Genomic DNA, 22,041 nt, shown 5'->3' with positions numbered 1-22,041 from the left:
CTAACCTTAAAGTTAATATTTATATGGTAAATATTAGGGTTTGGTTTATTCACTCATAATGGGATTGATATGGCGCAGCAGAAACAGTTTGATCTTAATCTTTTGCGTGTCTTTACGACCGTATGCCGAACAGCTTCTTTCAGTCGAGCGGCTGAGGAACTGGATCTGACTCAGTCATCGGTAAGCAATGCGATTGCCCGCCTTAAACGCACGGTTGGTGAAGAGTTGTTCATTCGTGTCGGACGAGGTGTTAAACCTACTGCAGCGGCGCTTAGCCTTTACCAGCAGTTTGACGAGCCACTTTCTAGCATTGAACAGACGCTCCTTGGGTTGAATAAATTTGATCCACAATCTAGTCAGCGGACATTTCATGTTTATGCCAATGAAACCATGATTGGTTTATTGCATCGAGCGGCAGAGCAGCGGCTTAGATCAACGGATATTAAGCTGATATTTCGAGAGACGCCTGTTCAGGAGCAACAGCTACAGCACGAGCTGCAACTTGAAAACATAGATTTAGCTATAGATATGAATAAGCCTGATCTGACTTCATTTTCTAGCCAAGAGGTGATGACTGATAAGTTGGTCTGTGTCGTAAGAAAAGGTCATCCAAGGATCTCAGACTCGATTAGCCGTGAGCAATACTTTGCCGAAAAACATATCATCCTTAATCTGAAGCGGGGAAACTTGAGTGTGGTGGACTTTCTGACTGATGAGGTTCTACCTACAAGAGAGGTATACTCAGAACAAGCGTCGCTACTTGCTATGTTAGCAACCGCTTCGAAGAGCGATGCAATCACTCTAGCATCTTACTCTTATGCAAAAGAGTACGCTGAATTGTTCGGCCTGCAAGTGCTGACACTCCCTTTAGATGTAAACCCTATTCAATATCATATGGTGTGGAGTAGTAAACTCAGCCGAAACCCGGCCAATATGTGGTTAAGAGAGACATTATTAGACTTGGTTGAATCTAGGGCGTAACCTATCTGATTGAAATTACAATGGTATATTTGTCTCTATTAAGCAGCTACCTGTTTGGTTTTTAATCAGCGTTGCAATAAAAGGTGAAGAGGATTAATGGCGCAGAATAAACAGTTCGATGTAAACCTGTTAAGAGTGTTTTTAACTGTTTGTCGTACAGGTTCATACACCTTAGCCGCAGAGGAACTTGATTTGACTCAGCCCTCGGTAAGTAATGCCATCAGCCGCTTTAAAAGTGTGATCGGAGAGGAGCTATTCGTTCGTGCTGGCCGTAATATCAAGCCCACAGCCATGGCAAACTACCTCTATGAGCAGCTCAACGACTCATTCACTAATATCGAGCAGACAATTAATGGCTTAGAGGGCTTTGACCCTATGACTTCTGAGCGTCAGTTTGTCATTCTTACCAATGATGTCGTCGCTCATCTACTACAAAACAAGCTAGATACAATAATCCAAGATCTCCCTATTGAGGTGGTATTTCGTGAGCCCCCCGATTTTGATGGTGAGATCTTTGAGATGCTAAATCTAGAGCAAGCAGATATAGCCATTGATATTGGTTTACCCAAGGATAACCGCTTCGAAAGAATGCTGCTGATGAGTGAACCTGCCACCTGTGTTGTCAGTTGTGATCACCCTAGAATTCAACAACAGATAACCAGAGAGCAATTTTTTGCTGAGCGGCATGTATTAGTTAACCTCAGACGTTTTAACCTCACCGCTGTAGACTTAATTAGTGAAGAGGTGTTACCTAGCCGTAAAGTGCACAGTAGCAAATCATCTATGTTGAGTCTGCTTGCCGCGGTGTCAACAAGTGATGCTATTGGGATCGCGCCAAAAAACTATGCCAATGGTTTTGCACAGATGTTTAATCTTCAATTAGTGCCGATCCCTTTCAAAACAAAGGCGTTAGATATTGAGGTGGTGTGGAAGAAAAAGCACAATCGCAACCCGGCCCATATCTGGTTGAGAGAGACGATTCTTGGCATGAATCTATACTAGGTTTGTGTGCGTTATCTATGCAATTACATTGTTCCGTAAATGCATTTTGGTCAATATCAGCTATTTTTACGCGAACACATTCACATTATGAATGTGTTAACCATGGTTAGCCTTAATTATTCCTATCTGTAAACTCGCTATAGTGCTCGTCATTGATTCAGCCATTTTGCCGAATCGCCTTATCTATAGAGAGCATATGTATGAATTTATCTAAAACGTCACTTTTAACAGGTATTGTCGCTGCTATTTTTATCTCAGGGTGTTCATCAACCTCTTCAGTTAAGGACAACACAGATCCAGATTTCGGCAATCCAGGTCTGGAATTACCGATTGAGATCCCTGCCACGCCACATAACCCGATCGAAACGGGTCCAGATAACGATCTACCTGAAACCGATCCTGGTTACGGTTTACCTGATTTCGGTGATACTCCAGACTGGGGAGCGGGTAAAGATCGCCCTGATGTTGGTGATAAGCCTGCCGATAACTCGCCAGAGTTTGATGACGATGGAGGCTGGACAAACGACAGTAAGCCAAAGCCTGATGTGAATCCTTTTATGCTCGTCATCGATGAGGAGCACGGTCAAGCCAAAATCTACCGTAAAGAAGATGGTAAAACTATAGCAATCATAGAACCCAATGGTGATGGCACCTATACGGTACGTGATGGTGCTATGTCTTGGGATAACACCTATGTCATCTACCAAGATGATCTTGGCCAACTTCGTATAGATTGGGAGAGATCAGAGATTGATGCTGGCTGGGGTAATACAGGTAAAACACCTAAAACTAGTCTTTCACAAGCACAGCGAGACACTATCAAATCAAGGGTAAATGCAGCGAAGTTGAAAAGTCAGCTTCCTAAGCGCTAACGAGTGGCAAGTTCTGGCGTTACAACCGTTAAATGACTTTGTCCGTCTTACTTTGAGGCGGACGCTTTTTATATTTTATGAGAGCAAGCCTGCATGCGACTAACTCAAATTATTCCTTCTGTAATATGTGTAATAGGGATGTTCTCTGGCTATACAGCTACAGCCCATGCCAGCTCCATCGCCAACGATATTGAACTGATCTTCCCACCTAAGGGCATAGTGATAGAGCAGGGGACTGAACAAAAGGACTCTGATGGTAGAGAAAGTGAGTCTTTTTATAAGTCTGTTGGACTCGATGTAAAGATGCATGACGGTGAAGCCATTTATACCTTGAATGCCAGCTTCGATATCGGCGAAACGTGGCGTGTATTTGGTGAGTATGACAATAATAAATTTTGGGAAGCGGGCGTTGGTAAAAGCTTTTATAACGCATTTATGTTTACCGAAGTGACGGCTAAAGCTAATTCTATTGGCTACAGTGCCGGTATTTTTGCCGGGATCCCAGTGACTGAGACGGTCATCCTGATGGCCGATACTAACTATAACTGGTATACCGATGAATTCAGATTTGGATTTGATCTGGGTGATGATTACCAAGGGGAGTTAGGTTTTACTCCCTCAGATACCCTAGATATTATGCTGGGTGTATCCTGGAGTGCGCATGAGCGTCTGAATGTCAGTTATAGCTATAACCATGTTTATGATACGCGCGGTGGCAATAGCTGGGTGACAGTGCCAGAGCTAGGTATAGATGAACAGTGCTTTTTAGATATCAATTGTAGTAAGGGTAATTTTAACTATCACGATATTACATTGACGACACAGATTTGGAAATTCTCTCCCTATTTTACCTATACCTATTTTGCCGATAGAGAAAACTTCTATGAGTTTGGCCTTTCGTTCAGGTGGTAGTGTTGCCGAGCTACGAGGTTTTAGCTATAAGCGGTAAGTTTTAAGTGGTAAGTAAAAGTAGGCAATAGTCCCATTCCTAGCGCTTTTAACTTCGAGTAAACAATATAAAGCAGGGATTTTAAGCCTAAAGAGCGGGCTAGTTAATCAAGAAATATAGAGCAGTCAAAGAGCTGCATCGCTCTCTCTTCTCTCATTGGCAAGTTGTTGATGGGAGTTTTTTTTATCTAGAATTAAGGTGTTTGGTGAATAACGGACAACAAAAAAGAGGTTAGGCAATTATCCTTTCCTCTTTTCTATTGTTCACTCACTCTGGAGCAGACAGTTAACGAGTGCTTACTGTCTGGCTAAGCGGTGACTCTCGGGTGGGTTTTCGAAATCACTCCGGTAAGGGTTAATATCTAAGCCACCACGTCGTGTGTAGCGGGCATATACCGTGAGTTTTGCACAATGACAGAAACGTTTCAGGTCGACAAAGATACGCTCGATACACTGCTCATGAAACTCATTATGCTGGCGGAATGAGATGAGATACCTGAGTAGCTTTTCTCTATCGATTTTAGGCCCTTGATAACGGATCATCACACTGCCCCAATCAGGCTGAGAGGTGATTAAACAATTGGACTTTAACAAGTTGGAGTTAAGTGTTTCGGCCACAGTCGCTTTTTCATCCGTACTGTTTTCTAGATACTGTGGATTAAAGTTGTAATCATCCACTTCGATATCTAAATCATCAATACAGGTACCAGGCAGCTCGACGATACGTTGAGAGGTAAAATGCTTAGGCTCCAGGACCTTAACTATAACTTCACCTTCAGCACATGATGAGAGATCTTTTGCTAACGTCGTCTGAACCAGCTCTATATTCTCGAATTTTGTTTGATTGAACGTGTTCAAATAAAGCTTAAATGACTTTGATTCAATCAAGTTCTTACTGTCGAAACTCAAATAAAACTCTGCAATAGCTACGACAGGCTTGCCTTTAGCATTGAGCCAAGATAGCTCATAGCCAGTCCAGATATCTGTCCCGTGAAAAGGTAAGGCATCAGTTAATTCAATGGCATCACGATTGAGTTTACGTGGAACCCCTTGTAGCAAAGACGCATCATATTCGGCTTGATAGCCTGTCGCTTTGCCAAGCGTTAAGCCATCGAGTGCCTCTGCACCTGTATAGGGATCATGAACTTGTGTCATCGATAGATATTCCGTGTCAAAATAGACACACATTATACTTAAATTTTGGATCTCTGCTAAGTGTCTTCTCTGCCTGCATTAGATAATTTTTTGAATACCTATCACCAAGCTTACTTAGATAAGTTAGGGGAATCGCCTCGATACTACCCAAAAGGTGAAAACTCTGACTGTATCGAAGGCGACTTTACAGCAGAACTTGAGTCGGAAGATAATGATGACCTTATCGTTTATTGGAAGCCAGTTAAACGTCAAGATTTAGGATCTTTTGAAAACGTTGAGTCGGCGCTTGAGCTTGAACTTCAAGCAGATATTCATGGCTTTTATGGCGCAAATTTTTCGGCGCCTCTGTTGTTTGAGAGTCATTGGGGCGAAGGAGAGTTACTTCAGGCGTGGAACCTCACTGACTTTGATTATCTGCAGCAAAATATTATCGGTCATCTGATGATGAAGAAAAAGCTGAAGCAATCACCGACTTGGTTTATTGGTGTCTTAGGAGATGGCGATAAGATGCTCACGGTCGATAACAGTGATGGCAGTGTTTGGATTGAGATCCCAGGCGAAGAGCCATCAGAGAAGCTATCTGACAGCTTAGATGATTTTATCAGCCAGCTGATCCCGCGAGTGGCACCTCCAGAACTTCATATCGAAGAATCTATGCCTGAGTTGGACCATCCGGGAATGTTGAATCGAATTAAGCTAATGTGGCGCAACCTGCGCGGCAAGTAAAAGATATTATGCGCGAGGTCCTAGGAACTCGCACCTTCATTCTAAAGATGATCCCATGAGATGTTTGACACTATTCTGCAGTTGTCGCAACGGAAATGGAACATATCAAGCAATGGCTCTTCAAGGAGCCATTCTTTATTTCCACAGCGTGGGCAAGCTCGGGACTTTTCAGATGCTAAATTATCCCCACCTACTCGGTAGAGGTAATAGTAAGTTGGAATTTTTGTTAAGTATTCAATACGACCTCTGATATCCCAGCCTCGTCGAAACAGATCACTTGAAGGAGAGGTTAGTTCCTCTAATGCTGCAAATTCAGCTTTTGTTGCCGCAGCCATCTGCAGTTCGTCGCATGCCTGCCATTCAGTTTGCCAGCGAATAATACGTTTATGATCGCCATTAAATGTTGCTGGAAGTTGGTAGAGAGGGATAGGCTGTAAAGTATCACCATTTCTTACTGGTGAGCACATGTGCACATAGCTGGTATAGACCAGCTGCCAGCTTGGCGTTTCAGAACTACTGACTTCAGAGTTGATGTCTTGGCCAATGTATTTTTCTCTGGGGGCGAGTAACTTTGCCTCTGTAAGTTCACACAGTGCACGTTGAACCCATGGACTATTAAAACGTTTCGCTAGGCTACTCTTTTCTGGCATCAGTAATCTAACTTTGAACTCGCCATCGTTGAAAGCCACTGCAAATTCACGTCCGAGTATTTGCCCATTGGCTCTATATGCTTCGAGTAAACCATTAATGGTTTTTTCTGCTGCGGTAATTGTGGTGTTGTCAAAACATTCGAATCTTAATTCGACGACATGCATTATTTCTTTGCTCCCGGATGACTCTTTTCTATTTCATCCATACGAGACAGCAGGGCTTGGTACTCAGCCTTTAGTTGGCGCATATCTTGTTTTAGTTGTTGAATTTCTGAAGGCGTGTCACTGGTTAGCGTAGCAGTCAATTTAAGCTCAGGAATATCTTTGATATCGCATTTCGGCATAGATTTAAACTGTTGTAAGCCTTGAATCAATATTGGCATAGAAATACTGGTGCCAAGTTTTGTTTTGAGCAAAGCAAGGCTGGGTGTTTTGCCTGACTCTGTTAAATGTTTAGCCGCTGCCAAGACTTGTTCTAATGGACTCATAGTTGGTTAATTATCTCATCTATTTAGTAAATATGCTCACTAGCTTACACGTGAATATTGTTAAGTGTTTGTTCTAATTGTTATATGTGTAGTTGGCCTGTTCTTTGCTTTCTTTGTTGCTTAACATAATAAAGAAACAGGAAGTCATAGTGAAAACAAAATTAATGGGTTTAGCATTTATTAGTCTCGCAAGTTTAAGCTTATCTGGTTGCGTACTCAATATTGGAGATGGAGAATCTGATTGGAATGGTCAAGATGGCTGGGAAGCAAAGCAAAATGTTAACCGTGCAAATTTATCAAAATTAAGCCTAGGCATGAGCAGAGATCAAGTGGCAATCTTAATGGGTACTGCAGATTTTAACGAGGCCTATATGGAGAAAGATAAACAAGTTCATGTACTTTTTTATCGAACGCAGCGTACAAATGGCGATGGTAAGACCACCAAAGATGAATGTACTCCAGTGGTCATCAGTAATAACGCACTTGTCGGCTGGGGAAGCATGGCTTACAAAAATATTTAATTTTTGCTAAACACTATCTAAGTTGGGCGTCTAAATGGTCAATCAGTTCTGACCACTGGGCGTCCTCTTCAATTGATTCTTTTAAAAAACTTTTTTGCGACTCATTCCAGAACTCTGCCTGACATAGCAATATATTTGCTGGAATCGTGTGGCTGGTGATAAACCTTTCAATATTTTCATCGCTATTATCTAATCCTAATTGTTCGAATAAGTGGCTAAGATCTTGAGGAGTCGTATCCATTATATTGATTTCCTGTCGCTGTGATGAGTAACCGTCGAATCTATTTACTAGTATGGATCAATCTTTATGAATTTGATGCATAAAGTATGAATGGTGATTAATATTTACACGCTTTATAGAGCTTGCTACATTGGTTGTCAATTGATCTGGATCAAGGGACGACAATGATAATAGATAATCAAACTCTAGAAGATTACCGAGCAGTGTACCTAACAGCAGAAGATCTTCGCGTTGCCGCTTCCATTCTCTATAACGCCTATCACGACGATCCATTTTTTATTGAATCATTGCATTTTGGCAATCTTGCAATGTATGAACAAAAGCTTAGGGGGGCAATAAGAGAAGAGTTAAACGAGCTATGGCAGCAAGAGCAAACCTTAATCGGTTTATTTGAAGAGCAACGTATGGTTGGCGTTGCTTGCATTGTGACTCAGCAACTTCCTCTAGGCGAATCTCGTTATTGGCACTGGCGCTTAAAAATGTTGATCAGTACTGGTTGGCAATCCACACAAGCTTTAATCAAAAAGGAAACATGTTTGTTAGAGCATCTGCCTAGCTCTCATTGTGGCATATTACAGTTTATTGCAATATCGCCAGTGGAACAGAATAAAGGATTAGGTGGACAACTAGTCCAAGCAGTTATGAGCTGGTGTGATGAGCAACCAGAACTGGATGGAGTGGGTGTTTTTGCCAGTGAACATCAACATGCTCAACTTTTTAGTCAACATGGTTTTGCCGTTATAGAGAACCTGTTTATCGGTAAAGTTCAAGGTGAACTATTATTTTACCGGGGCAGAGACAGTGAATAAGCCATTAAAGTGTAGGAAGTAATATGAGTGATTTAGAGTCAGAGCGTTATCAAAGTTTTAAGGAGTTTTATCCTTTCTACTTAAGCCAACATAGCAATACAACCTGCCGTAACTTACATTATGTTGGCAGTATTTTTGTACTAACTCTTCTGATTTTGAGTATTTATTTTGAGTACTATCCCTTGTTAATTTTAATGCCCATTGTTGGTTATGGCTTCGCTTGGGTTGGTCATTTTTTCTTTGAAAATAATCGACCCGCTACTTTTCAATATCCCATCTACAGCTTTTTTGCTGATTGGGTCATGTTAGCCCAAAGAGTGGCTCGGTTTTTCAGGCAATAATACCCATTCCACTGAATGTATGATCACTTAATTTATTGGTTTCGGCTTTCCTACGGGCATATATAACGGGCTAGGAAGGATTTGTCAGGTTTAGTTTTGAAACCAAACTAACTACGGATAGCTGTCTATATCTGTTATTGCTTGTGAGCGTGTAAGAGATCTCTCACATCGTTGTAAGATATGGGGATTATTTAGTGATGGTATAACCTCACTTGATTGGTTTTTATAATAAAATACAACGTCTTACTGACTCCTTGTTTGTGACGAATATTTACCACCAATGTTAATGTTTAGTATTTAGACAAAAATATCTTTCTTTTCCTCTAGAATTTAACTCGTACAAGGAAATGCATGAAGGGAATGGATACCGAGATCAGGAAGATCGATAGTGACTGAAGGAACAGCACTGAATGGATTCAATCAAGGATGAGACTCTCTAGGATTGAGGGTGACTTATTAGTAATGGAAGCAAGATTATCCAGGATGGAAAGTTTATAGTCTGGAAGACTGTATACAAGGATTGTACAGAATGGATACTACAGGGATGATATAGGACCCGCTCATGGAATGAGTTAGCTCGGTTAATGGATTATCGAGTAAAGGGAACTGAAAGGATACACAAGGATGAAATCAGGGACACGCTCATGGAATGAGTTAGCTCGGTTAATGGATTATCGAGTAAAGGGAACTGAAAGGATACACAAGGATGTACTCAGGGACACGCTCATGGAATGAGTCAGCTCGGTTAATGGATTATCGAGTAAAGGGAACTGAAAGGATACACAAGGATGAACTTATGGACACACTTATGGATGAGTTAGCTCGGTAAATGGATTTGCTGAGAGTTAAGGAAAGTAACGACTTATTTTATTTAGGTTGATACAAGGAACTGACAGGACGTTACATGGATGATGCAAGGAGCACATTAAACGCATGGATGGTGCAGGGAGCACAATAAATAGCAGGATTGCTTAACAAAAAGAGACAAAAAGCGCGGCTTCTAGAAGCCGCGCTTTTTCTTATCTATAGGTTTTGTCTATTTACAGCTATTTACATTTACCTGTATTACAACTGCCTCGAGAGCCGCAACTTCCCCCGACGGAACCTCGTGATTCAGGGGCGTCCATCCATTCTGGCTCCGGGAAAATAGGCCATTTAATTTTTTGAATTTTTTTGCCATGCATCCAGAGTTCTGCTTTATATTGATTTATGCCATCCGTGCTAAATTCAAGAATGTACTTGGCTTTCCAGGTGAGTCCACTGTTACCGCCTATACTTGGTCTTGCTGATTCCATAGCAATAGCAAGTAATTGTACTTTTTGCTTCTGACATTCTTTCTGTGAAAAGATACGGCTAATTTCTGCCATTTGTCGTAATTGCCAAAAAAACGCGGCAATGACAATGAGGGCTACAAAAAATATAAAGTCTGTCATCATGATTTTATTACCTTGAATAAACCACCAATAGCGGTTGCCAGTTGTGGGCTTCGATTAGGGTTACGAAGTTCAGCGAGTATTTGAGCTCTTAAAACCGGTATCGCCACAATATCAGCAAAAATTTGATTAAAAAAGTGTTGTTCCTGTAAGGATAAAGCTTCTAGGAAAACAGTGCGAGTAAGATCATCTGTCAATGCTATCCAGTTTCTGGCTGCGATTGTGATTAATGCTTCAGCATCTAAAAGCTGATGCTCTTTTAAGTGCGATATAGCTTGTTGAGATAGCACTTTGTTTGATGCTAAGGCACGCAAAAAGAAGAGCTTATGTGAACTGTCGACTTTTAATAGATGTTCAAATACCTTATCAGCTAGCTTTGGTTCAATCGTTAGGTGCTCTAAACACTGACATACAGCTATCTGGACTTCCAATGAGCTGGATTCAAAATTATTGATTAGCTGTTTTGAGTGATCAAGCTCGTTTGCTCTAACGCAAATATCTGCTATGCCCTGTAAGCCAACTTGTTGCCATTTGTCGGCATCTATTTGTCCTGAAATATACTGATAAGCAAATTCATATTGGGGTGATGCACTCCTATCGAGTTGCTTTCTGACTAATGCATTAAATAATGCCAGTTTTTCTGAGGTTGGTTTAAAGGCAAAGGGATGATTTGCGAGCCTCTGTTGCTCTTCTTCCGTTAGCTCCTTTGTCGGATCTCGACCTAGGGCTTCAATAATCATTTTTATGAATTGAGTTCTGGGTGCCGGTGATAATAAGCCGCGTTCATCCAAAGGCAATTTGAGAAACCAAATATAGTGCTGTTGGCTCTTATCCCAAAAGACGACTGCAAATTGAGCATGACCTTGGATGGGATAAGGGTAAGGCGCTGCTAAATTCTCGAATTGATGAAACGCCATGACATCGATGTTTTGTACTCTTCTGCCCATGTCATAAACTTGGAACTGGGTATTTGCTGTTGCTAAAAACTGGCTGAGGGTGGTTATTTCTGTCATTTCGCTGCCATAACACTGAGATCCGTAATGTAATGGTGACTATTATAGGGAGAAGTGGGGGGAGATGGTATTATTGTGTGCTAAATATGATGCCTTAATGCTTTTCATCATAATTTGTTATTTAAGGCTATATCAGAGTTAACGTTGGACGGAATTGTGTTGTATAAAGAGACGAGTCGCAAGCTGCAAAATTTAGAGGATGAGTTAACACGTCACTCGCTATGGTCTAAAGATTGCCCTTCAAAAGAAGCAATGCTTGATACGACACCTTTCTGTTGCGAGTCTATGTCGTTCGAAAACTGGTTACAGTTTATTTTCATTCCTAAAATGAAGATCTTGATTGCTAATAAGCAAGCTTTACCAAGTAATATTTCGGTTGCCCCAATGGCTCATCATGTGTGGAATGCACTAGTTGAACGGCATACATTAATTATTATTCTCGATGATTTGGATAAATTTCTCAGTGAACCAAGATAAACAAGTAAACCTAACAGAACAAGGTAAAGAGATTAACTCTGAAACAGAGACTGGTCTTTCACAGCATGACAATTTGCTTGTTGCTGAGGAATGCGAAGAAGAGATTGCCCCTGAGATTGATATCTTATTTGAAGATGATGATATTGTCGTCATTCATAAGCCCGCTGGCCTTCTTGTTCATCGTTCTTATCTAGCACGTCGCGAGCGTTTTTTTGCGATGCAATTGACCCGAGATAAAGTCGGTTGTCATGTTTTTCCAGTTCACCGCTTAGACAGGCCAACATCAGGGGTGTTGTTATTTGCTAAAAGTAGCGAAATGGCCAATGTCTTATGTGAGCAGTTTGCTGCCAAAACAGTTGAAAAACAGTATTTAGCAATCGTTAGAGGCAATATGCATGAGGCTGATACATTAGATTACGCCCTTAAGCAGGAGTTGGATGACTTAGGTGATAAAGATGTTGATCCCAACAAAGCAGCTCAGGATGCAGTCACCCACTATCAGCCGTTACTCAACACAGAGATCCCATTCTCTTCGGGAAGATATGCGACAAGTCGTTATGCGCTTGTCAGGTTAAGCCCTCATACTGGCAGGAAGCATCAGCTTAGACGACATATGGCTCATCTAAGGCATCCTATAGTGGGTGATACAACCCATGGTGATGGCAAGCAAAATAAATTTTTTAGGGAGCACTTTGCGGTTAATCGCTTGTGGTTAATTGCAAAAAAAATCTCTTTTGAACATCCTCGCACGGGGGTGCGAATGCATATCGAGACCGAACTAGAAGAGCAATGGCTTACTTTATTTGAACAGTTTGGCTGGGGAGATGAAGCGTTAGCTGCTCAAGAGTCACTCTTAATCACTAATGAATCAGCTTAGCTCTGCGACTTTATCCAAAGATTGAGGAGTCGCTTTAGTCATTGGTGAACTCGTGTCTGAAGCGAGTTCCTGACCAGAAGCGTAACCTTTTACGCTTTGTACGGTTCTAAAATAACGCATACGTCTGATATGAGCCGAACGGTGGACATGCTTTAAATGTTTCTGTCTACTGGAGTGTCGCATTTTTAGGCCCTTGACGTTTCAGTCGAATAAGTTGGCATGAGGCGATCAATAAAGTATGTTTGAAGTATAAAACTAAATTAGTCACAGGGCGATCTGAAACATGAAAAAAGTGAATCTGGTATTTGGAACTGTCTATGGAAATGCTCAATTCGTCGCTGAAACCTTGAGCTCTTTGCTTAAGGATCAAGGGAGAGAAGTATCACTTTTGATGCATGATCAACTTGATGGCTTTGTACCTCCACAAGGTGAGTTATTGCTAGTCATTTGCTCCACCACAGGCCAAGGCGATGTACCAGAAGATATACAGCCTTGGTTTGAAACCATGAAGTCTACAGCGCCTTACTTGCCGCAATTAAAATATGGTGTCATTGCACTTGGCGATTCTAGTTATGAGACTTTTTGTGGTGCAGGGGTTCAATTTGATGAGTTATTAACCGAGCTTGGTGCCACACGAGTGGGTGAGCTGTTAAAAATTGATGCTTGTGAAACAATGGAACCTGAGGTTGAAGCGAAAAAATGGATGTTAAGTTGGAACGCATTGAACGACATGGAAATCGTTGCTTAAAATATATAAGCAAGCATTGGTTTAAATTTGCACAAAGATTAAGTCAAGCCTTACTCATTCCTATTGCTATTTTACCCGCAGCGGGGGTGATGATAGGCCTTGCATCTAACCCGTTACCTTTTATTCCCGAAACTATTTCTCTAGTGATGCTGGCCGTCGGAAATTTAATTTTTTCTATGATGCCAATGTTATTTGCCGTTGCTGTCTCTATTGGTTTTTGTAAAGACCAAGGGATCGCGGCATTTACGGCTGTTTTTGGTTTTGGTGTTTACCTTTCAAGTATGGCTGCCTTAGCCGATGTTTATGGGCTCTCGACGCGAATGTTGTGGGGACTCAATACGATAGATACTGGCATCGCTGGTGGTATGTTAGTTGGAAGTGTGACTTGTCTTGCTGTTAAACAAAGCGAGAATGTTCGGCTTCCTGCCGTATTTTCATTTTTTGAAGGACGCAGAAGTGCGCCATTACTGATGATCCCCTTGTGCATTACACTTTCCTATTTGCTCATTCATATATGGCCAACTTTATCTTTGCAAATAGAAAACTTCTCAAACTGGGTGGTATATCAGAAACCAGCTGCAGCATTTGCACTGTATGGAATGGTAGAGAGATTATTAATCCCCTTAGGTTTACATCATATATGGAATGCACCATTTTATTTGGAAATGGGCCAGTTTGTGAAAGATGGTGAGGTGATTCGAGGTGAAGTTGCCAGGTACCTTGCTGGTGATCCGTTAGCCGGTAATTTAGCGGGGGGATATTTAATAAAAATGTGGGGACTCCCAGCTGCTGCGATTGCGATTTGGCGCTGTGCGGACAAAAATCAAAGAAACCGGGTCGCCGGTATTATGATATCAGCTGCTTCAGCAAGTTGGTTAACGGGCGTGACTGAACCCATTGAGTTTGCTTTTATGTTTGTGGCACCACTGTTATTTCTCTTGCATGCGATCATGACTGGACTTGCTTATGCAATATGTATTTCGTTAGATATTCATCACAGTGTCGTTTTTTCACATGGATTGGTCGATTTTTCTTTATTATTTAATCAATCAAGCAATACGGAATGGTTTCTTATCCTAGGGCCAATCACTGCTCTTATTTATTATTTAGTTTTTCGGGGTTCTATTTTACTCTTTAATCTGAAGACGCCTGGCAGAATAGAAGGGGAGGAGCAAGTTAAAGCAAGCCTTAGAACGATTATAAATGCTTTAGGTGGCGCAGATAATATTGCGGATTTGAATGCATGTTTAACGCGGTTAAGGGTTAGCGTAAAGAAACCTACTTTAGTCGATAAAGTTAGATTAGAACAACTCGGTGCCAAAGGCGTAGTGATTGTCGGTAATGGAGTGCAGGTTGTTTATGGCACTAAAGCTGAAAGTTTGCGCCGATTACTCCAACGTTATATCGACACTCGCTCCTGATATGCAGCGACAGATTTTAGATTTTAGTTTTATGAATTAAGGGGTGAGCAATGGAAAGAAAAGTGTTGATAACGGATTGTGCGGATGCACAGGGACTTATTAGTAAGATCACGGGCGTTTGTTTTAATCATCAGCTGAATATTATTAAAAATAGTGAGTTTGTTGATAATCAACAAGGACGCTTCTTTATGCGGACTGAACTTGAGGGAGAGTTTAATGATGCTAGTATAATAACGGATTTAAATGAGGTATTACCTAAAACGAGTCACGTAAAACTTGTCAGTTTAGGGACAAAAAAAGTGGTCATCATGGTCACTAAAGAGGCGCATTGTCTCGGCGATATATTGATGAAAGCCTACTATGGTGGTCTAGATGTTGAGATCGCTGCAATTGTAGGTAATTACGATAATCTTAAACCACTTGCTGACAAGTTCGATATCCCATTTCATTTCATCTCTCATCAAGATCTCACGCGTCTTGAACATGAACAAAAAATGAATGAGGTTATTGAGACTTATGCTCCTGATTACCTTGTACTTGCTAAATTTATGCGAATTTTGACCCCTGAGTTTGTGGCTTATTACCCAAACCGCATTATTAATATCCATCACTCATTCCTGCCAGCATTCATAGGCGCTTCTCCCTATCGACAGGCTTGGGAAAGAGGGGTTAAAATTATTGGCGCAACGGCACATTTTGTGAACAACTGTTTAGATGAAGGACCCATCATTAAGCAAGACGTCATTCATGTTGACCATAGTTACAGTGCTGAAGATTTAGCAAAAAATGGTCGAGATGTTGAAAAGAGTGTACTAAGCAAGGCATTACAGTTGGTGTTAAACGAAGACGTTATTGTATACGGTAATAAGACTGTAATTTTTTAAATATAGCTTTATCAATCCGTCAAAAATGAAATTATAAAAAGGCGCTGATGCGCCTTTTTATTCACCTCTAAAAAATGTATTAAATAATTAAAAATGGACAGACAAGTCTTGAGACGTTGAGCTGGTCATTGCTAAATCTGTAATAGAAGTTTTGCCTTGGATAAATGGCTCAATACGTTTTGCAACACGGTATGAGCCATGATGAATAGCAAAGTTGTGAAAACTTTTTCCATTACAGACTAAATTTGGAAATATTCTATGCTTATTGATTTTATAATCTCTTACCGTTTTATTGAACTTATACACATTATCACTCATACCTGTTTTGCATATCTCAATAAGCTTCTTTTCTAGTTTTGGTTCCATTGCTGCAGAAGCATTGAATGTGAACGAGGTTAATATCAATGCCGTCAGTGTCATTACTTTTTTCATGTGTCGCTCCTAGCGTTACGGGGTTGATTAGCTGTTTTAAAATATGATGATTATTGACATGACTACATTAAAGCGGGAAAACCGACGGAAATCTGTATGATATTTGTAGCTAAGTGTATCTAAATTTATAAGTGACTTCAGGAGGTTTCCTGAAGTAACAAATTATTCCTCATCTGCTTATTCTGTTATTAGCTATTCTTTATAGTTATAAAAATATGGATTAAATAGTGATTGAAAATATCAATTCACTATAATGACAAATGATTAGGAGCGGTTTGATATAGGGTTTTGTGAGTATAGGTATTATACCATTTCCATTAAATAAGTGACCATTCAGCGGGAGTTAAAAACGCTGTAGGCAAGATAAGGGGATTGAAGCTAATAGTTATTCTATATCGAAAGCCACTTTCGCAGCTTAAAGTGTTTTTAAACCCGCACTTCGTGAGCTTCTCAGGGCTTCTACTTCTGTGTTGCATTGCCTCAAAAGGGAATAACCATTTCGTCAACAATGCGCCTTGAATTTAAAGCCCTGAGAAAGCTCTGAATTGATGATATGTTTAATGGAATTGGTATTAGTTACATTTTGCTTTTATCGTATAAATTAAAAAAGAGCCTATTAAAGGCTCTTTTTGACAGAAAGGATATAGTAGCTATGTTTAATAGTTAACGGCCAATATTTGATCTGAGCCGTAGGTCATTGCGATATCTTTAATGGTCACAGTACCTCTCATATAGGGAGCAATACGTTTTGCTGTCTTATCTGCGTTATGGCTTAGTGCAAATTGATGAAAACTTTCGCCATTACAGACTAAACGAGGGAAGACTCTTTGTTTATTGATACGGTAGCTTTTCATCGTATCTCTGAACTTATACAGGCTGTTGCTGGCTCCGGCTTTACACACGGCGACTAGCGTGTTTTCCATATGAACCGACATCGCTGCTGAGACAGAGAAAGCCATGGGACTGAGTGCAATGGCTGCGATGATTAGAAATTTTTTCATGGGCTGCTCCTAGCATCTTTTTATTCAGGGTTGATTAGATTTAAGACTGTTTCTGCTAGGTTTGCAGGGTGGTTTTCGTAGTTAAATGTATCAAGATGTAGTGGTGGGATCAGAGTGTTTCTCTGAGTAACAATTTGTGTTTTTAAGAGGTGTTGGCATAAAAAAGCTCCCACAATTGGTGAGAGCTTCATCTTGTTTTAACCTTATCGAATTGACGGTTTAATCGACGATTCTTAGCAATTCATTGATACCGACTTTACCGCGTGTCTTTGCATCAACTTTTTTTACTATGATTGCAGCGTATAGGTTATAGGTGCCACATTTAGACGGTAGAGTCCCTGATACCACCACTGAACCTGCTGGAACGCGGCCATAATGGATTTCACCGGTTTCACGGTCATAAATACGCGTGCTTTGCCCTAGGTAAACGCCCATAGAGATCACGCTGCCTTCTTCGACGATGACACCTTCTACGACTTCTGAGCGTGCGCCAATAAAACAGTTATCTTCGATAATCGTTGGGCCTGCTTGTAATGGTTCTAATACACCACCAATACCTACACCACCTGACAAGTGAACGTTTTTACCAATTTGAGCACAAGAACCTACGGTTGCCCATGTGTCGACCATAGTTCCTTCATCAACATAAGCACCAAGGTTTACGTACGAAGGCATGAGTACAGTGTTCTTGCCAATGAAGGAACCCTTACGAACCGTTGCAGGTGGAACAACTCTGATCGCTTCTTCTTTGAAGCGCGCTTCGTCATAATCGGCAAATTTCATGGGGACTTTATCGAAATATTTGGTTTCACCACCATCGATAACACCATTGTCGAAAATACGAAATGAAAGTAGTACAGCTTTCTTCAGCCACTGATGGACATGCCATTGACCATCAATCTTCTCTGCAACTCTCGCTTCGCCTTTATCGAGCATGCCTATCACTCTTTCAACATCTGCACGAACACTTGCATCTACTGTGCTAGGGCTGATCTCTGCGCGAGCTTCAAAAGCCGCCTCTATGCGTTGGCGTAAAGCCTCCATTTACTTCTCCCAATTATATTTGACTGTTGTTTGTTCTACCCATCTCAATAAGGGTGTAATTATACGATAAACTTGAATAAATATTTACTGTTAAGATGGCATAACTGAGATTGAACAGGAATATGACTACCTGTCGCATAATGCCAATTGCTATCTTAACAGTTCTCTCTGATGTGAGGCTGAAATTACATTGCTTGTTTAAGTGCTTGAATGAGGTTTTCACTTAGCATACGTTGCTGCTCATCGGTTAACTGTTCCCCATCGGCATTTTGCAACATAAAGAAGTCCTCAGCTCTCTCACCTATTGTCGTGATTTTGGCCGCCTTAAGTTTAATATTACATCGATAAAGTGTGTCACCGATTTTTGCCAATAAACCTGGGCTATCTAAAGTGATGAGCTCCATCAGACTCGTGCCATGTCGACGTGATGGAATAAAGCTCACGTGAGTAGCCACTTTGAAAGGCTTCATCTGACGAGGTATCTTTCTAAATTTTGGTAGCTTAGGGGTGTCTTTGCTCAAGGACTTAGTTAACGCTTTTTTAAGTCCCTGAATTCTGGCTATTTGAGAAACAGGACTACCATCTTGCTCTAATATAACAAAAGAATCTAGCGCATAATTATCTTTTGAAGTCATCACACTTGCATCATGAACGTTAATATTTTTATTGTCGAGTACGGCCATAACAGTGGCGAATAACTTGGGTTTATCCGGGCCGTAAACAAATAACTCAGTTCCCCCCCGAATAGTATGCTTAGAAATAAGGACTAATGGTTCATTTTGCTTATGTTTGAGAATGGCCTCTGAGTGCCAGGCAATTTGATTAGGCTGATGTTTTAAAAAATAATCGGCTTTGAATCTTTGCCACAAAGCATCTAAGTTTTTTTCTTTTACTCCTCGGCGCAGGAGTTCTTTTTTAGCTTTAGCTTGGTGCTCACGAACCCGAGCACGGATATCGATAGGTTTTTCTTTTCCTCTAGCGAGTACACGCTGGGTTGAGAAATAAAGGTCGCGAAGTAGGGAGCCTTTCCAGCTGTTCCATGTTTTTTCATTGGTGGCACATATATCTGCAACCGTCAGGCAATAGAGATAACTAAGGTGAACGGCATCACGAACCTTATCTGCAAATTCTGCGACGACATCGGGATCTGATATGTCACGCCGCTGTGCTGTGACAGACATGACCAAATGGTTCTCTACTAGCCAACTGACGAGCCGGCCATCATGATTATTGAGCCCATGACTTTTACAAAATTCAAGTGCGTCAATGGCACCTAATTTACTATGATCGCCACCTCGCCCTTTAGCGATATCATGGAAGATGGCTGCTAACACTAATAGCCCTTTTTTAGGCAGTTGATTGATCAGCACAGAGCCAAGTGGAAATTCATCTTTTTGCTCTGGTTGTGAGAAACGTTCAATATTGAGCAGTAACCTATGGGTATGCTCATCGACAGTATAAGCATGAAAAAGATCGAACTGCATCTGTCCTTCAATATCTCTCCATGCGGGTAAATAAGCCGATAATACACCATGCCTATGCATTAGTGAGAGGGCGGCGATCCCTCTTGGGTGACGGAGTATTTGCTGGAATACAATTCGGCAGTTTTCTTCTGCCATCAATGGTTGAGTGAGTGAACGCCTTGCTTTTCGTAAACTCCTTAACGTGGGCGCATAAATACCTTTAATATTGGAATTTTTAGCGACGAGAAAGAAGAGATTCATGATCTCTACCGGCTTATCGAACATGTTTGCCGCTAAGCATTCAATATATGTACCGCGTAGTTGGTAATCTGAACTGATAGGAGCAATGGCTAAGGCCTTAGTGTGACCCAAGGTTGCTCGCTTAAAATGCTGTAACAGCATTTGATTGAGCTCCATTACGCGTCTGACAGTACGATAATAACGCTTCATCATCTGCTCAACGCCCAGTTGAGTCGAATCTTCATATCCCATAATATCGGCGACTTGACGTTGAACGTCGAAGAGTAAGCGGTTTTCATCTCGGCCCGAAATTAGATGTAAAACAAACCTCAACTCCCAAAGGAATGACTGACACTCTAATAGCTCCTCGAGTTCATCGGGTTCAAGAAAGCCATGCTGAACAAGATCTTCAGCCTTTGAAGCATCAAAATAGCGCATAGCGACCCAAGCGACAGTGTGTATGTCCCTTAAACCACCTGGGCAGGTCTTGATATTGGGCTCGAGATCAAAGGCGTTGGCTTTTGCGTGGCGAGCAAGCTGCTCGTCTCGTTTAGCAAGATAAAATTTGTTTGGTGGCCAAAAGTCATCTTTTCTTATTGAATGGTACAGAGATTGGTAGAGCTCACTCGGACCGCATAATAAACGTGACTCAAGCAAATTTGTCGCAATGGTGACATCATTTTTGCCCTGACTGATGGTTTCATCAATACTACGAACACTGTGTCCGACTTCTAACCCCGCATCCCAAAGAAAAGCAATATATTCACTTAATGCTTTCTCAGCAGATTGGCACAGCTCCGAACCACTTAGAAATAATAGGTCGACATCGGATTGTGGGTGCAACTCGCCTCTGCCGTAGCCACCTACCGCAATTAACGCGATAGAAAAATTGTCCAAATTATGATTTTTCCATTGCTGAATAAGGAGTTTATCTACAAATTGACAGCGTTGGGAAACCAGATGTTTAATTGAACTTTCTTGACGAAATCGTGCTAGTAGATCGTGATTTTGAGCGAGCAGTGAAGCTTTAGCGAGTTGGGCAGATTCTGTGGGCATGGTGTTCCTTTAACAAAATTAAACCAATTTACTGGTGTAAATTGGTTTATGTCTTATCCCGCAGAACTCAGTGACTAAACAAGGGAATTAGATGAATACGACTCGTTTAGTGATTGATCTTTCTTGGGAAGTCTTCTTCAGCACGAAGAGTAAGTACTTCAACGCCAGTTTGAGTGACAAGTAAAGTATGCTCCCACTGTGCCGATTTTTTACCATCTGAAGTCGTGACTGTCCAGTTATCTTGTTGATCTAAAATACAGGTGTGTCGGCCCGCATTGATCATTGGCTCGATGGTAAAGCACATACCTGGACGCAAGACGGTTTTGTCACTGTTTTTGTAATGCATGACTTGAGGCTCTTCATGAAAACCAGCGCCGATACCGTGGCCACAGTAATCTTTAACAATGCTGTACTTTTCAAGGCCGGTTTTCTTGGTCTTGATAAATTTTTCAACAATAGTGCCAATCTCGCCGAGTTTCATGCCTGGTCGCACTTTGCGGATGCTGGCATATAAGCTTTCTTGAGCGATACGGCAAAGGCGCATATCTTTGGCGCTAACATCGCCGACAAGAAACATTTTTGAGGTATCACCATGGAATCCATCTTTAATCACGGTAATATCGATATTGATAACGTCGCCGTCCTTTAGTGCACGGTCACTTGGGATCCCGTGGCAGATGACTTCATTAATTGATGTACAAATGGACTTAGGAAAACCGTGATAATCGAGAGGAGCTGAGGTAGCGCCTTGCTCTTCGGTAAACTTAGCGCAGATATCATTCAGTTGATTAGTCGTAACCCCTGATTTAACGTGTGGAGCTACCATTGCTAACACTTCAGCTGCTAGCTTGCCTGCGGCGCGCATCTTTTCAATCTCTTCAGCTGTCTTTATCACTATACTCATTTAGGCTATCTCTCGTGTCTCATTTTATGAGGAATTCAACATAAATCTTACAACAGTAAATCACTGCAAAATTTGTGTTCTAGGCTGCAATATGGTATAAAGCGCGCCGTTATGTTTGACTCTATGGAGTCCTTAGATTTTACGAAGGTACACTTTATTATCGAGATGATAGAGCGTTTTGTAAAATAAAATGGATTCCGAGTTTAGATGACGGCCATTATACATGGCAATTTTTAAAATACTAAATCACACACGTGTCGTCACATTCTCCGGGGTGCCTGTTTAGGTCGGAGATATGGGATACGTGGAGGTCT

25 protein-coding genes are annotated in these 22,041 nt (G+C 41.2%); 13 read left to right on the top strand and 12 right to left on the bottom strand.

The features are described from left to right. The first annotated feature begins 69 nt into the window (after positions 1-69). The 4 genes from FM038_RS17145 (at position 70) to FM038_RS17130 (ending at position 3,767) form a co-directional block, all read left to right on the top strand. Positions 70-981, top strand: a complete 912-nt coding sequence (locus tag FM038_RS17145) for a LysR family transcriptional regulator (RefSeq protein WP_142874543.1) — start codon at positions 70-72, stop codon at positions 979-981. A gap of 96 nt (positions 982-1,077) precedes the next feature. After that, positions 1,078-1,983: a LysR family transcriptional regulator gene (locus tag FM038_RS17140; protein WP_195873100.1), complete on the top strand. Its 906-nt coding sequence runs from the start codon at positions 1,078-1,080 to the stop codon at positions 1,981-1,983. 200 nt (positions 1,984-2,183) lie between these two features. Continuing rightward, complete coding sequence (locus FM038_RS17135; protein WP_142874542.1) at positions 2,184-2,855, top strand: hypothetical protein; 672 nt, start codon at positions 2,184-2,186, stop codon at positions 2,853-2,855. A gap of 93 nt (positions 2,856-2,948) precedes the next feature. Further along, complete coding sequence (locus tag FM038_RS17130; RefSeq protein ID WP_223292888.1) at positions 2,949-3,767, top strand: hypothetical protein; 819 nt, start codon at positions 2,949-2,951, stop codon at positions 3,765-3,767. A 333-nt stretch (positions 3,768-4,100) separates the two neighbouring features. Here FM038_RS17130 and queF read toward each other — a convergent pair whose 3' ends face one another. Beyond that, positions 4,101-4,958, bottom strand: coding sequence for an NADPH-dependent 7-cyano-7-deazaguanine reductase QueF (gene queF, locus FM038_RS17125; RefSeq protein ID WP_142874541.1), 858 nt, complete (start codon positions 4,956-4,958; stop codon positions 4,101-4,103). A 60-nt stretch (positions 4,959-5,018) separates the two neighbouring features. On the opposite strand from queF, the gene syd reads away from it, so the two are divergent. Continuing rightward, positions 5,019-5,684 (top strand): SecY-interacting protein, encoded by a 666-nt coding sequence (gene syd / locus FM038_RS17120; protein WP_142874540.1) that lies wholly within the window; start codon positions 5,019-5,021, stop codon positions 5,682-5,684. A gap of 41 nt (positions 5,685-5,725) precedes the next feature. Here the strand turns inward: syd and FM038_RS17115 are convergent, their stop codons facing one another. Both FM038_RS17115 and FM038_RS17110 read right to left on the bottom strand, forming a co-directional pair. Beyond that, complete coding sequence (locus tag FM038_RS17115; protein WP_142874539.1) at positions 5,726-6,499, bottom strand: Zn-ribbon-containing protein; 774 nt, start codon at positions 6,497-6,499, stop codon at positions 5,726-5,728. Then, a complete protein-coding gene (locus FM038_RS17110; protein ID WP_142874538.1) occupies positions 6,499-6,822 on the bottom strand; it encodes a hypothetical protein in 324 nt (107 codons plus the stop codon). The genes FM038_RS17115 and FM038_RS17110 overlap by 1 nt, the downstream gene beginning before the upstream one ends. Before the next feature lie 164 nt (positions 6,823-6,986). Between FM038_RS17110 and FM038_RS17105 the strand changes: the two genes are divergently transcribed. Beyond that, positions 6,987-7,343 carry a DUF3192 domain-containing protein gene (locus FM038_RS17105; RefSeq protein ID WP_142874818.1) on the top strand — a complete coding sequence of 119 codons (357 nt, stop codon included), beginning with the start codon at positions 6,987-6,989 and terminating at the stop codon, positions 7,341-7,343. Between the two features lie 13 nt (positions 7,344-7,356). Here the strand turns inward: FM038_RS17105 and FM038_RS17100 are convergent, their stop codons facing one another. Next, positions 7,357-7,584, bottom strand: coding sequence for a DUF2789 domain-containing protein (locus FM038_RS17100; RefSeq protein WP_142874537.1), 228 nt, complete (start codon positions 7,582-7,584; stop codon positions 7,357-7,359). A 170-nt stretch (positions 7,585-7,754) separates the two neighbouring features. Between FM038_RS17100 and FM038_RS17095 the strand changes: the two genes are divergently transcribed. Beyond that, entirely contained in the window at positions 7,755-8,393 is a 639-nt protein-coding gene (locus tag FM038_RS17095; protein WP_185965867.1) for a GNAT family N-acetyltransferase, read from the top strand. Between the two features lie 23 nt (positions 8,394-8,416). Further along, positions 8,417-8,734, top strand: a complete 318-nt coding sequence (locus FM038_RS17090; protein WP_142874535.1) for an Mpo1-like protein — start codon at positions 8,417-8,419, stop codon at positions 8,732-8,734. Between the two features lie 1,046 nt (positions 8,735-9,780). Here FM038_RS17090 and FM038_RS17085 read toward each other — a convergent pair. Then, complete coding sequence (locus FM038_RS17085) at positions 9,781-10,170, bottom strand: DUF3301 domain-containing protein (protein ID WP_142874534.1); 390 nt, start codon at positions 10,168-10,170, stop codon at positions 9,781-9,783. Continuing rightward, a complete protein-coding gene (locus FM038_RS17080; RefSeq protein ID WP_142874533.1) occupies positions 10,167-11,180 on the bottom strand; it encodes a DUF3549 family protein in 1,014 nt (337 codons plus the stop codon). The genes FM038_RS17085 and FM038_RS17080 overlap by 4 nt, the downstream gene beginning before the upstream one ends. Positions 11,181-11,336: 156 nt before the next feature. Between FM038_RS17080 and FM038_RS17075 the strand changes: the two genes are divergently transcribed. After that, positions 11,337-11,657, top strand: coding sequence for a YqcC family protein (locus FM038_RS17075; protein WP_142874532.1), 321 nt, complete (start codon positions 11,337-11,339; stop codon positions 11,655-11,657). Between the two features lie 73 nt (positions 11,658-11,730). Beyond that, the gene (gene truC / locus FM038_RS17070; protein ID WP_419555650.1) at positions 11,731-12,534 is read left to right on the top strand and encodes a tRNA pseudouridine(65) synthase TruC; all 804 of its coding nucleotides are present in this window, start codon (positions 11,731-11,733) and stop codon (positions 12,532-12,534) included. Here truC and FM038_RS17065 read toward each other — a convergent pair. Continuing rightward, positions 12,526-12,717, bottom strand: a complete 192-nt coding sequence (locus FM038_RS17065) for a hypothetical protein (protein WP_142874530.1) — start codon at positions 12,715-12,717, stop codon at positions 12,526-12,528. The genes truC and FM038_RS17065 overlap by 9 nt on opposite strands. A gap of 100 nt (positions 12,718-12,817) precedes the next feature. Here FM038_RS17065 and FM038_RS17060 point away from each other — a divergent pair, with 100 nt between their 5' ends. The 3 genes from FM038_RS17060 to purU are packed head-to-tail and all read left to right on the top strand — an operon-like array spanning position 12,818 to position 15,587. Then, positions 12,818-13,282: a flavodoxin gene (locus FM038_RS17060; RefSeq protein WP_142874529.1), complete on the top strand. Its 465-nt coding sequence runs from the start codon at positions 12,818-12,820 to the stop codon at positions 13,280-13,282. Continuing rightward, positions 13,234-14,703 carry a PTS transporter subunit EIIC gene (locus FM038_RS17055; protein WP_142874528.1) on the top strand — a complete coding sequence of 490 codons (1,470 nt, stop codon included), beginning with the start codon at positions 13,234-13,236 and terminating at the stop codon, positions 14,701-14,703. The genes FM038_RS17060 and FM038_RS17055 overlap by 49 nt, the downstream gene beginning before the upstream one ends. A 50-nt stretch (positions 14,704-14,753) precedes the next feature. Next, entirely contained in the window at positions 14,754-15,587 is an 834-nt protein-coding gene (gene purU / locus FM038_RS17050) for a formyltetrahydrofolate deformylase (RefSeq protein ID WP_142874527.1), read from the top strand. 87 nt (positions 15,588-15,674) lie between these two features. Here purU and FM038_RS17045 read toward each other — a convergent pair whose 3' ends face one another. The 5 genes from FM038_RS17045 to map form a co-directional block, all read right to left on the bottom strand. Then, entirely contained in the window at positions 15,675-16,019 is a 345-nt protein-coding gene (locus tag FM038_RS17045; protein ID WP_142874526.1) for a DUF3718 domain-containing protein, read from the bottom strand. Positions 16,020-16,675: 656 nt separating this feature from the next. Next, the gene (locus tag FM038_RS17040; RefSeq protein ID WP_142874525.1) at positions 16,676-17,020 is read right to left on the bottom strand and encodes a DUF3718 domain-containing protein; all 345 of its coding nucleotides are present in this window, start codon (positions 17,018-17,020) and stop codon (positions 16,676-16,678) included. Positions 17,021-17,239: 219 nt separating this feature from the next. Then, positions 17,240-18,064 carry a 2,3,4,5-tetrahydropyridine-2,6-dicarboxylate N-succinyltransferase gene (dapD, locus tag FM038_RS17035; protein ID WP_142874524.1) on the bottom strand — a complete coding sequence of 275 codons (825 nt, stop codon included), beginning with the start codon at positions 18,062-18,064 and terminating at the stop codon, positions 17,240-17,242. 185 nt (positions 18,065-18,249) lie between these two features. Next, a complete protein-coding gene (glnD, locus tag FM038_RS17030; protein ID WP_142874523.1) occupies positions 18,250-20,823 on the bottom strand; it encodes a bifunctional uridylyltransferase/uridylyl-removing protein GlnD in 2,574 nt (857 codons plus the stop codon). A gap of 106 nt (positions 20,824-20,929) precedes the next feature. Beyond that, positions 20,930-21,727, bottom strand: a complete 798-nt coding sequence (gene map / locus FM038_RS17025) for a type I methionyl aminopeptidase (RefSeq protein ID WP_142874522.1) — start codon at positions 21,725-21,727, stop codon at positions 20,930-20,932. Positions 21,728-22,041 lie beyond the last annotated feature (314 nt).

It is taken from the genome of Shewanella eurypsychrophilus, from assembly GCF_007004545.3.
Taxonomy (GTDB): Bacteria; Pseudomonadota; Gammaproteobacteria; order Enterobacterales; family Shewanellaceae; genus Shewanella; species Shewanella eurypsychrophilus.
This window is presented reverse-complemented; position numbering and strand designations above follow the sequence as displayed.

What these genes read in the sequence shown, in the direction of transcription:
- FM038_RS17145 (WP_142874543.1), top strand. Translation starts at nt 70, where the DNA reads ATGGCGCAGCAGAAACAGTTTGATCTTAATCTTTTGCGTGTCTTTACG.
- FM038_RS17140 (WP_195873100.1), top strand. Translation starts at nt 1,078, where the DNA reads ATGGCGCAGAATAAACAGTTCGATGTAAACCTGTTAAGAGTGTTTTTA.
- FM038_RS17135 (WP_142874542.1), top strand. Translation starts at nt 2,184, where the DNA reads ATGAATTTATCTAAAACGTCACTTTTAACAGGTATTGTCGCTGCTATT.
- FM038_RS17130 (WP_223292888.1), top strand. Translation starts at nt 2,949, where the DNA reads ATGCGACTAACTCAAATTATTCCTTCTGTAATATGTGTAATAGGGATG.
- queF (WP_142874541.1), bottom strand. Translation starts at nt 4,958, where the DNA reads ATGACACAAGTTCATGATCCCTATACAGGTGCAGAGGCACTCGATGGC.
- FM038_RS17115 (WP_142874539.1), bottom strand. Translation starts at nt 6,499, where the DNA reads ATGCATGTCGTCGAATTAAGATTCGAATGTTTTGACAACACCACAATT.
- FM038_RS17110 (WP_142874538.1), bottom strand. Translation starts at nt 6,822, where the DNA reads ATGAGTCCATTAGAACAAGTCTTGGCAGCGGCTAAACATTTAACAGAG.
- FM038_RS17105 (WP_142874818.1), top strand. Translation starts at nt 6,987, where the DNA reads ATGGGTTTAGCATTTATTAGTCTCGCAAGTTTAAGCTTATCTGGTTGC.
- FM038_RS17100 (WP_142874537.1), bottom strand. Translation starts at nt 7,584, where the DNA reads ATGGATACGACTCCTCAAGATCTTAGCCACTTATTCGAACAATTAGGA.
- FM038_RS17090 (WP_142874535.1), top strand. Translation starts at nt 8,417, where the DNA reads ATGAGTGATTTAGAGTCAGAGCGTTATCAAAGTTTTAAGGAGTTTTAT.
- FM038_RS17085 (WP_142874534.1), bottom strand. Translation starts at nt 10,170, where the DNA reads ATGATGACAGACTTTATATTTTTTGTAGCCCTCATTGTCATTGCCGCG.
- FM038_RS17080 (WP_142874533.1), bottom strand. Translation starts at nt 11,180, where the DNA reads ATGACAGAAATAACCACCCTCAGCCAGTTTTTAGCAACAGCAAATACC.
- FM038_RS17065 (WP_142874530.1), bottom strand. Translation starts at nt 12,717, where the DNA reads ATGCGACACTCCAGTAGACAGAAACATTTAAAGCATGTCCACCGTTCG.
- FM038_RS17060 (WP_142874529.1), top strand. Translation starts at nt 12,818, where the DNA reads ATGAAAAAAGTGAATCTGGTATTTGGAACTGTCTATGGAAATGCTCAA.
- FM038_RS17055 (WP_142874528.1), top strand. Translation starts at nt 13,234, where the DNA reads ATGGATGTTAAGTTGGAACGCATTGAACGACATGGAAATCGTTGCTTA.
- purU (WP_142874527.1), top strand. Translation starts at nt 14,754, where the DNA reads ATGGAAAGAAAAGTGTTGATAACGGATTGTGCGGATGCACAGGGACTT.
- FM038_RS17045 (WP_142874526.1), bottom strand. Translation starts at nt 16,019, where the DNA reads ATGAAAAAAGTAATGACACTGACGGCATTGATATTAACCTCGTTCACA.
- FM038_RS17040 (WP_142874525.1), bottom strand. Translation starts at nt 17,020, where the DNA reads ATGAAAAAATTTCTAATCATCGCAGCCATTGCACTCAGTCCCATGGCT.
- dapD (WP_142874524.1), bottom strand. Translation starts at nt 18,064, where the DNA reads ATGGAGGCTTTACGCCAACGCATAGAGGCGGCTTTTGAAGCTCGCGCA.
- glnD (WP_142874523.1), bottom strand. Translation starts at nt 20,823, where the DNA reads ATGCCCACAGAATCTGCCCAACTCGCTAAAGCTTCACTGCTCGCTCAA.
- map (WP_142874522.1), bottom strand. Translation starts at nt 21,727, where the DNA reads ATGAGTATAGTGATAAAGACAGCTGAAGAGATTGAAAAGATGCGCGCC.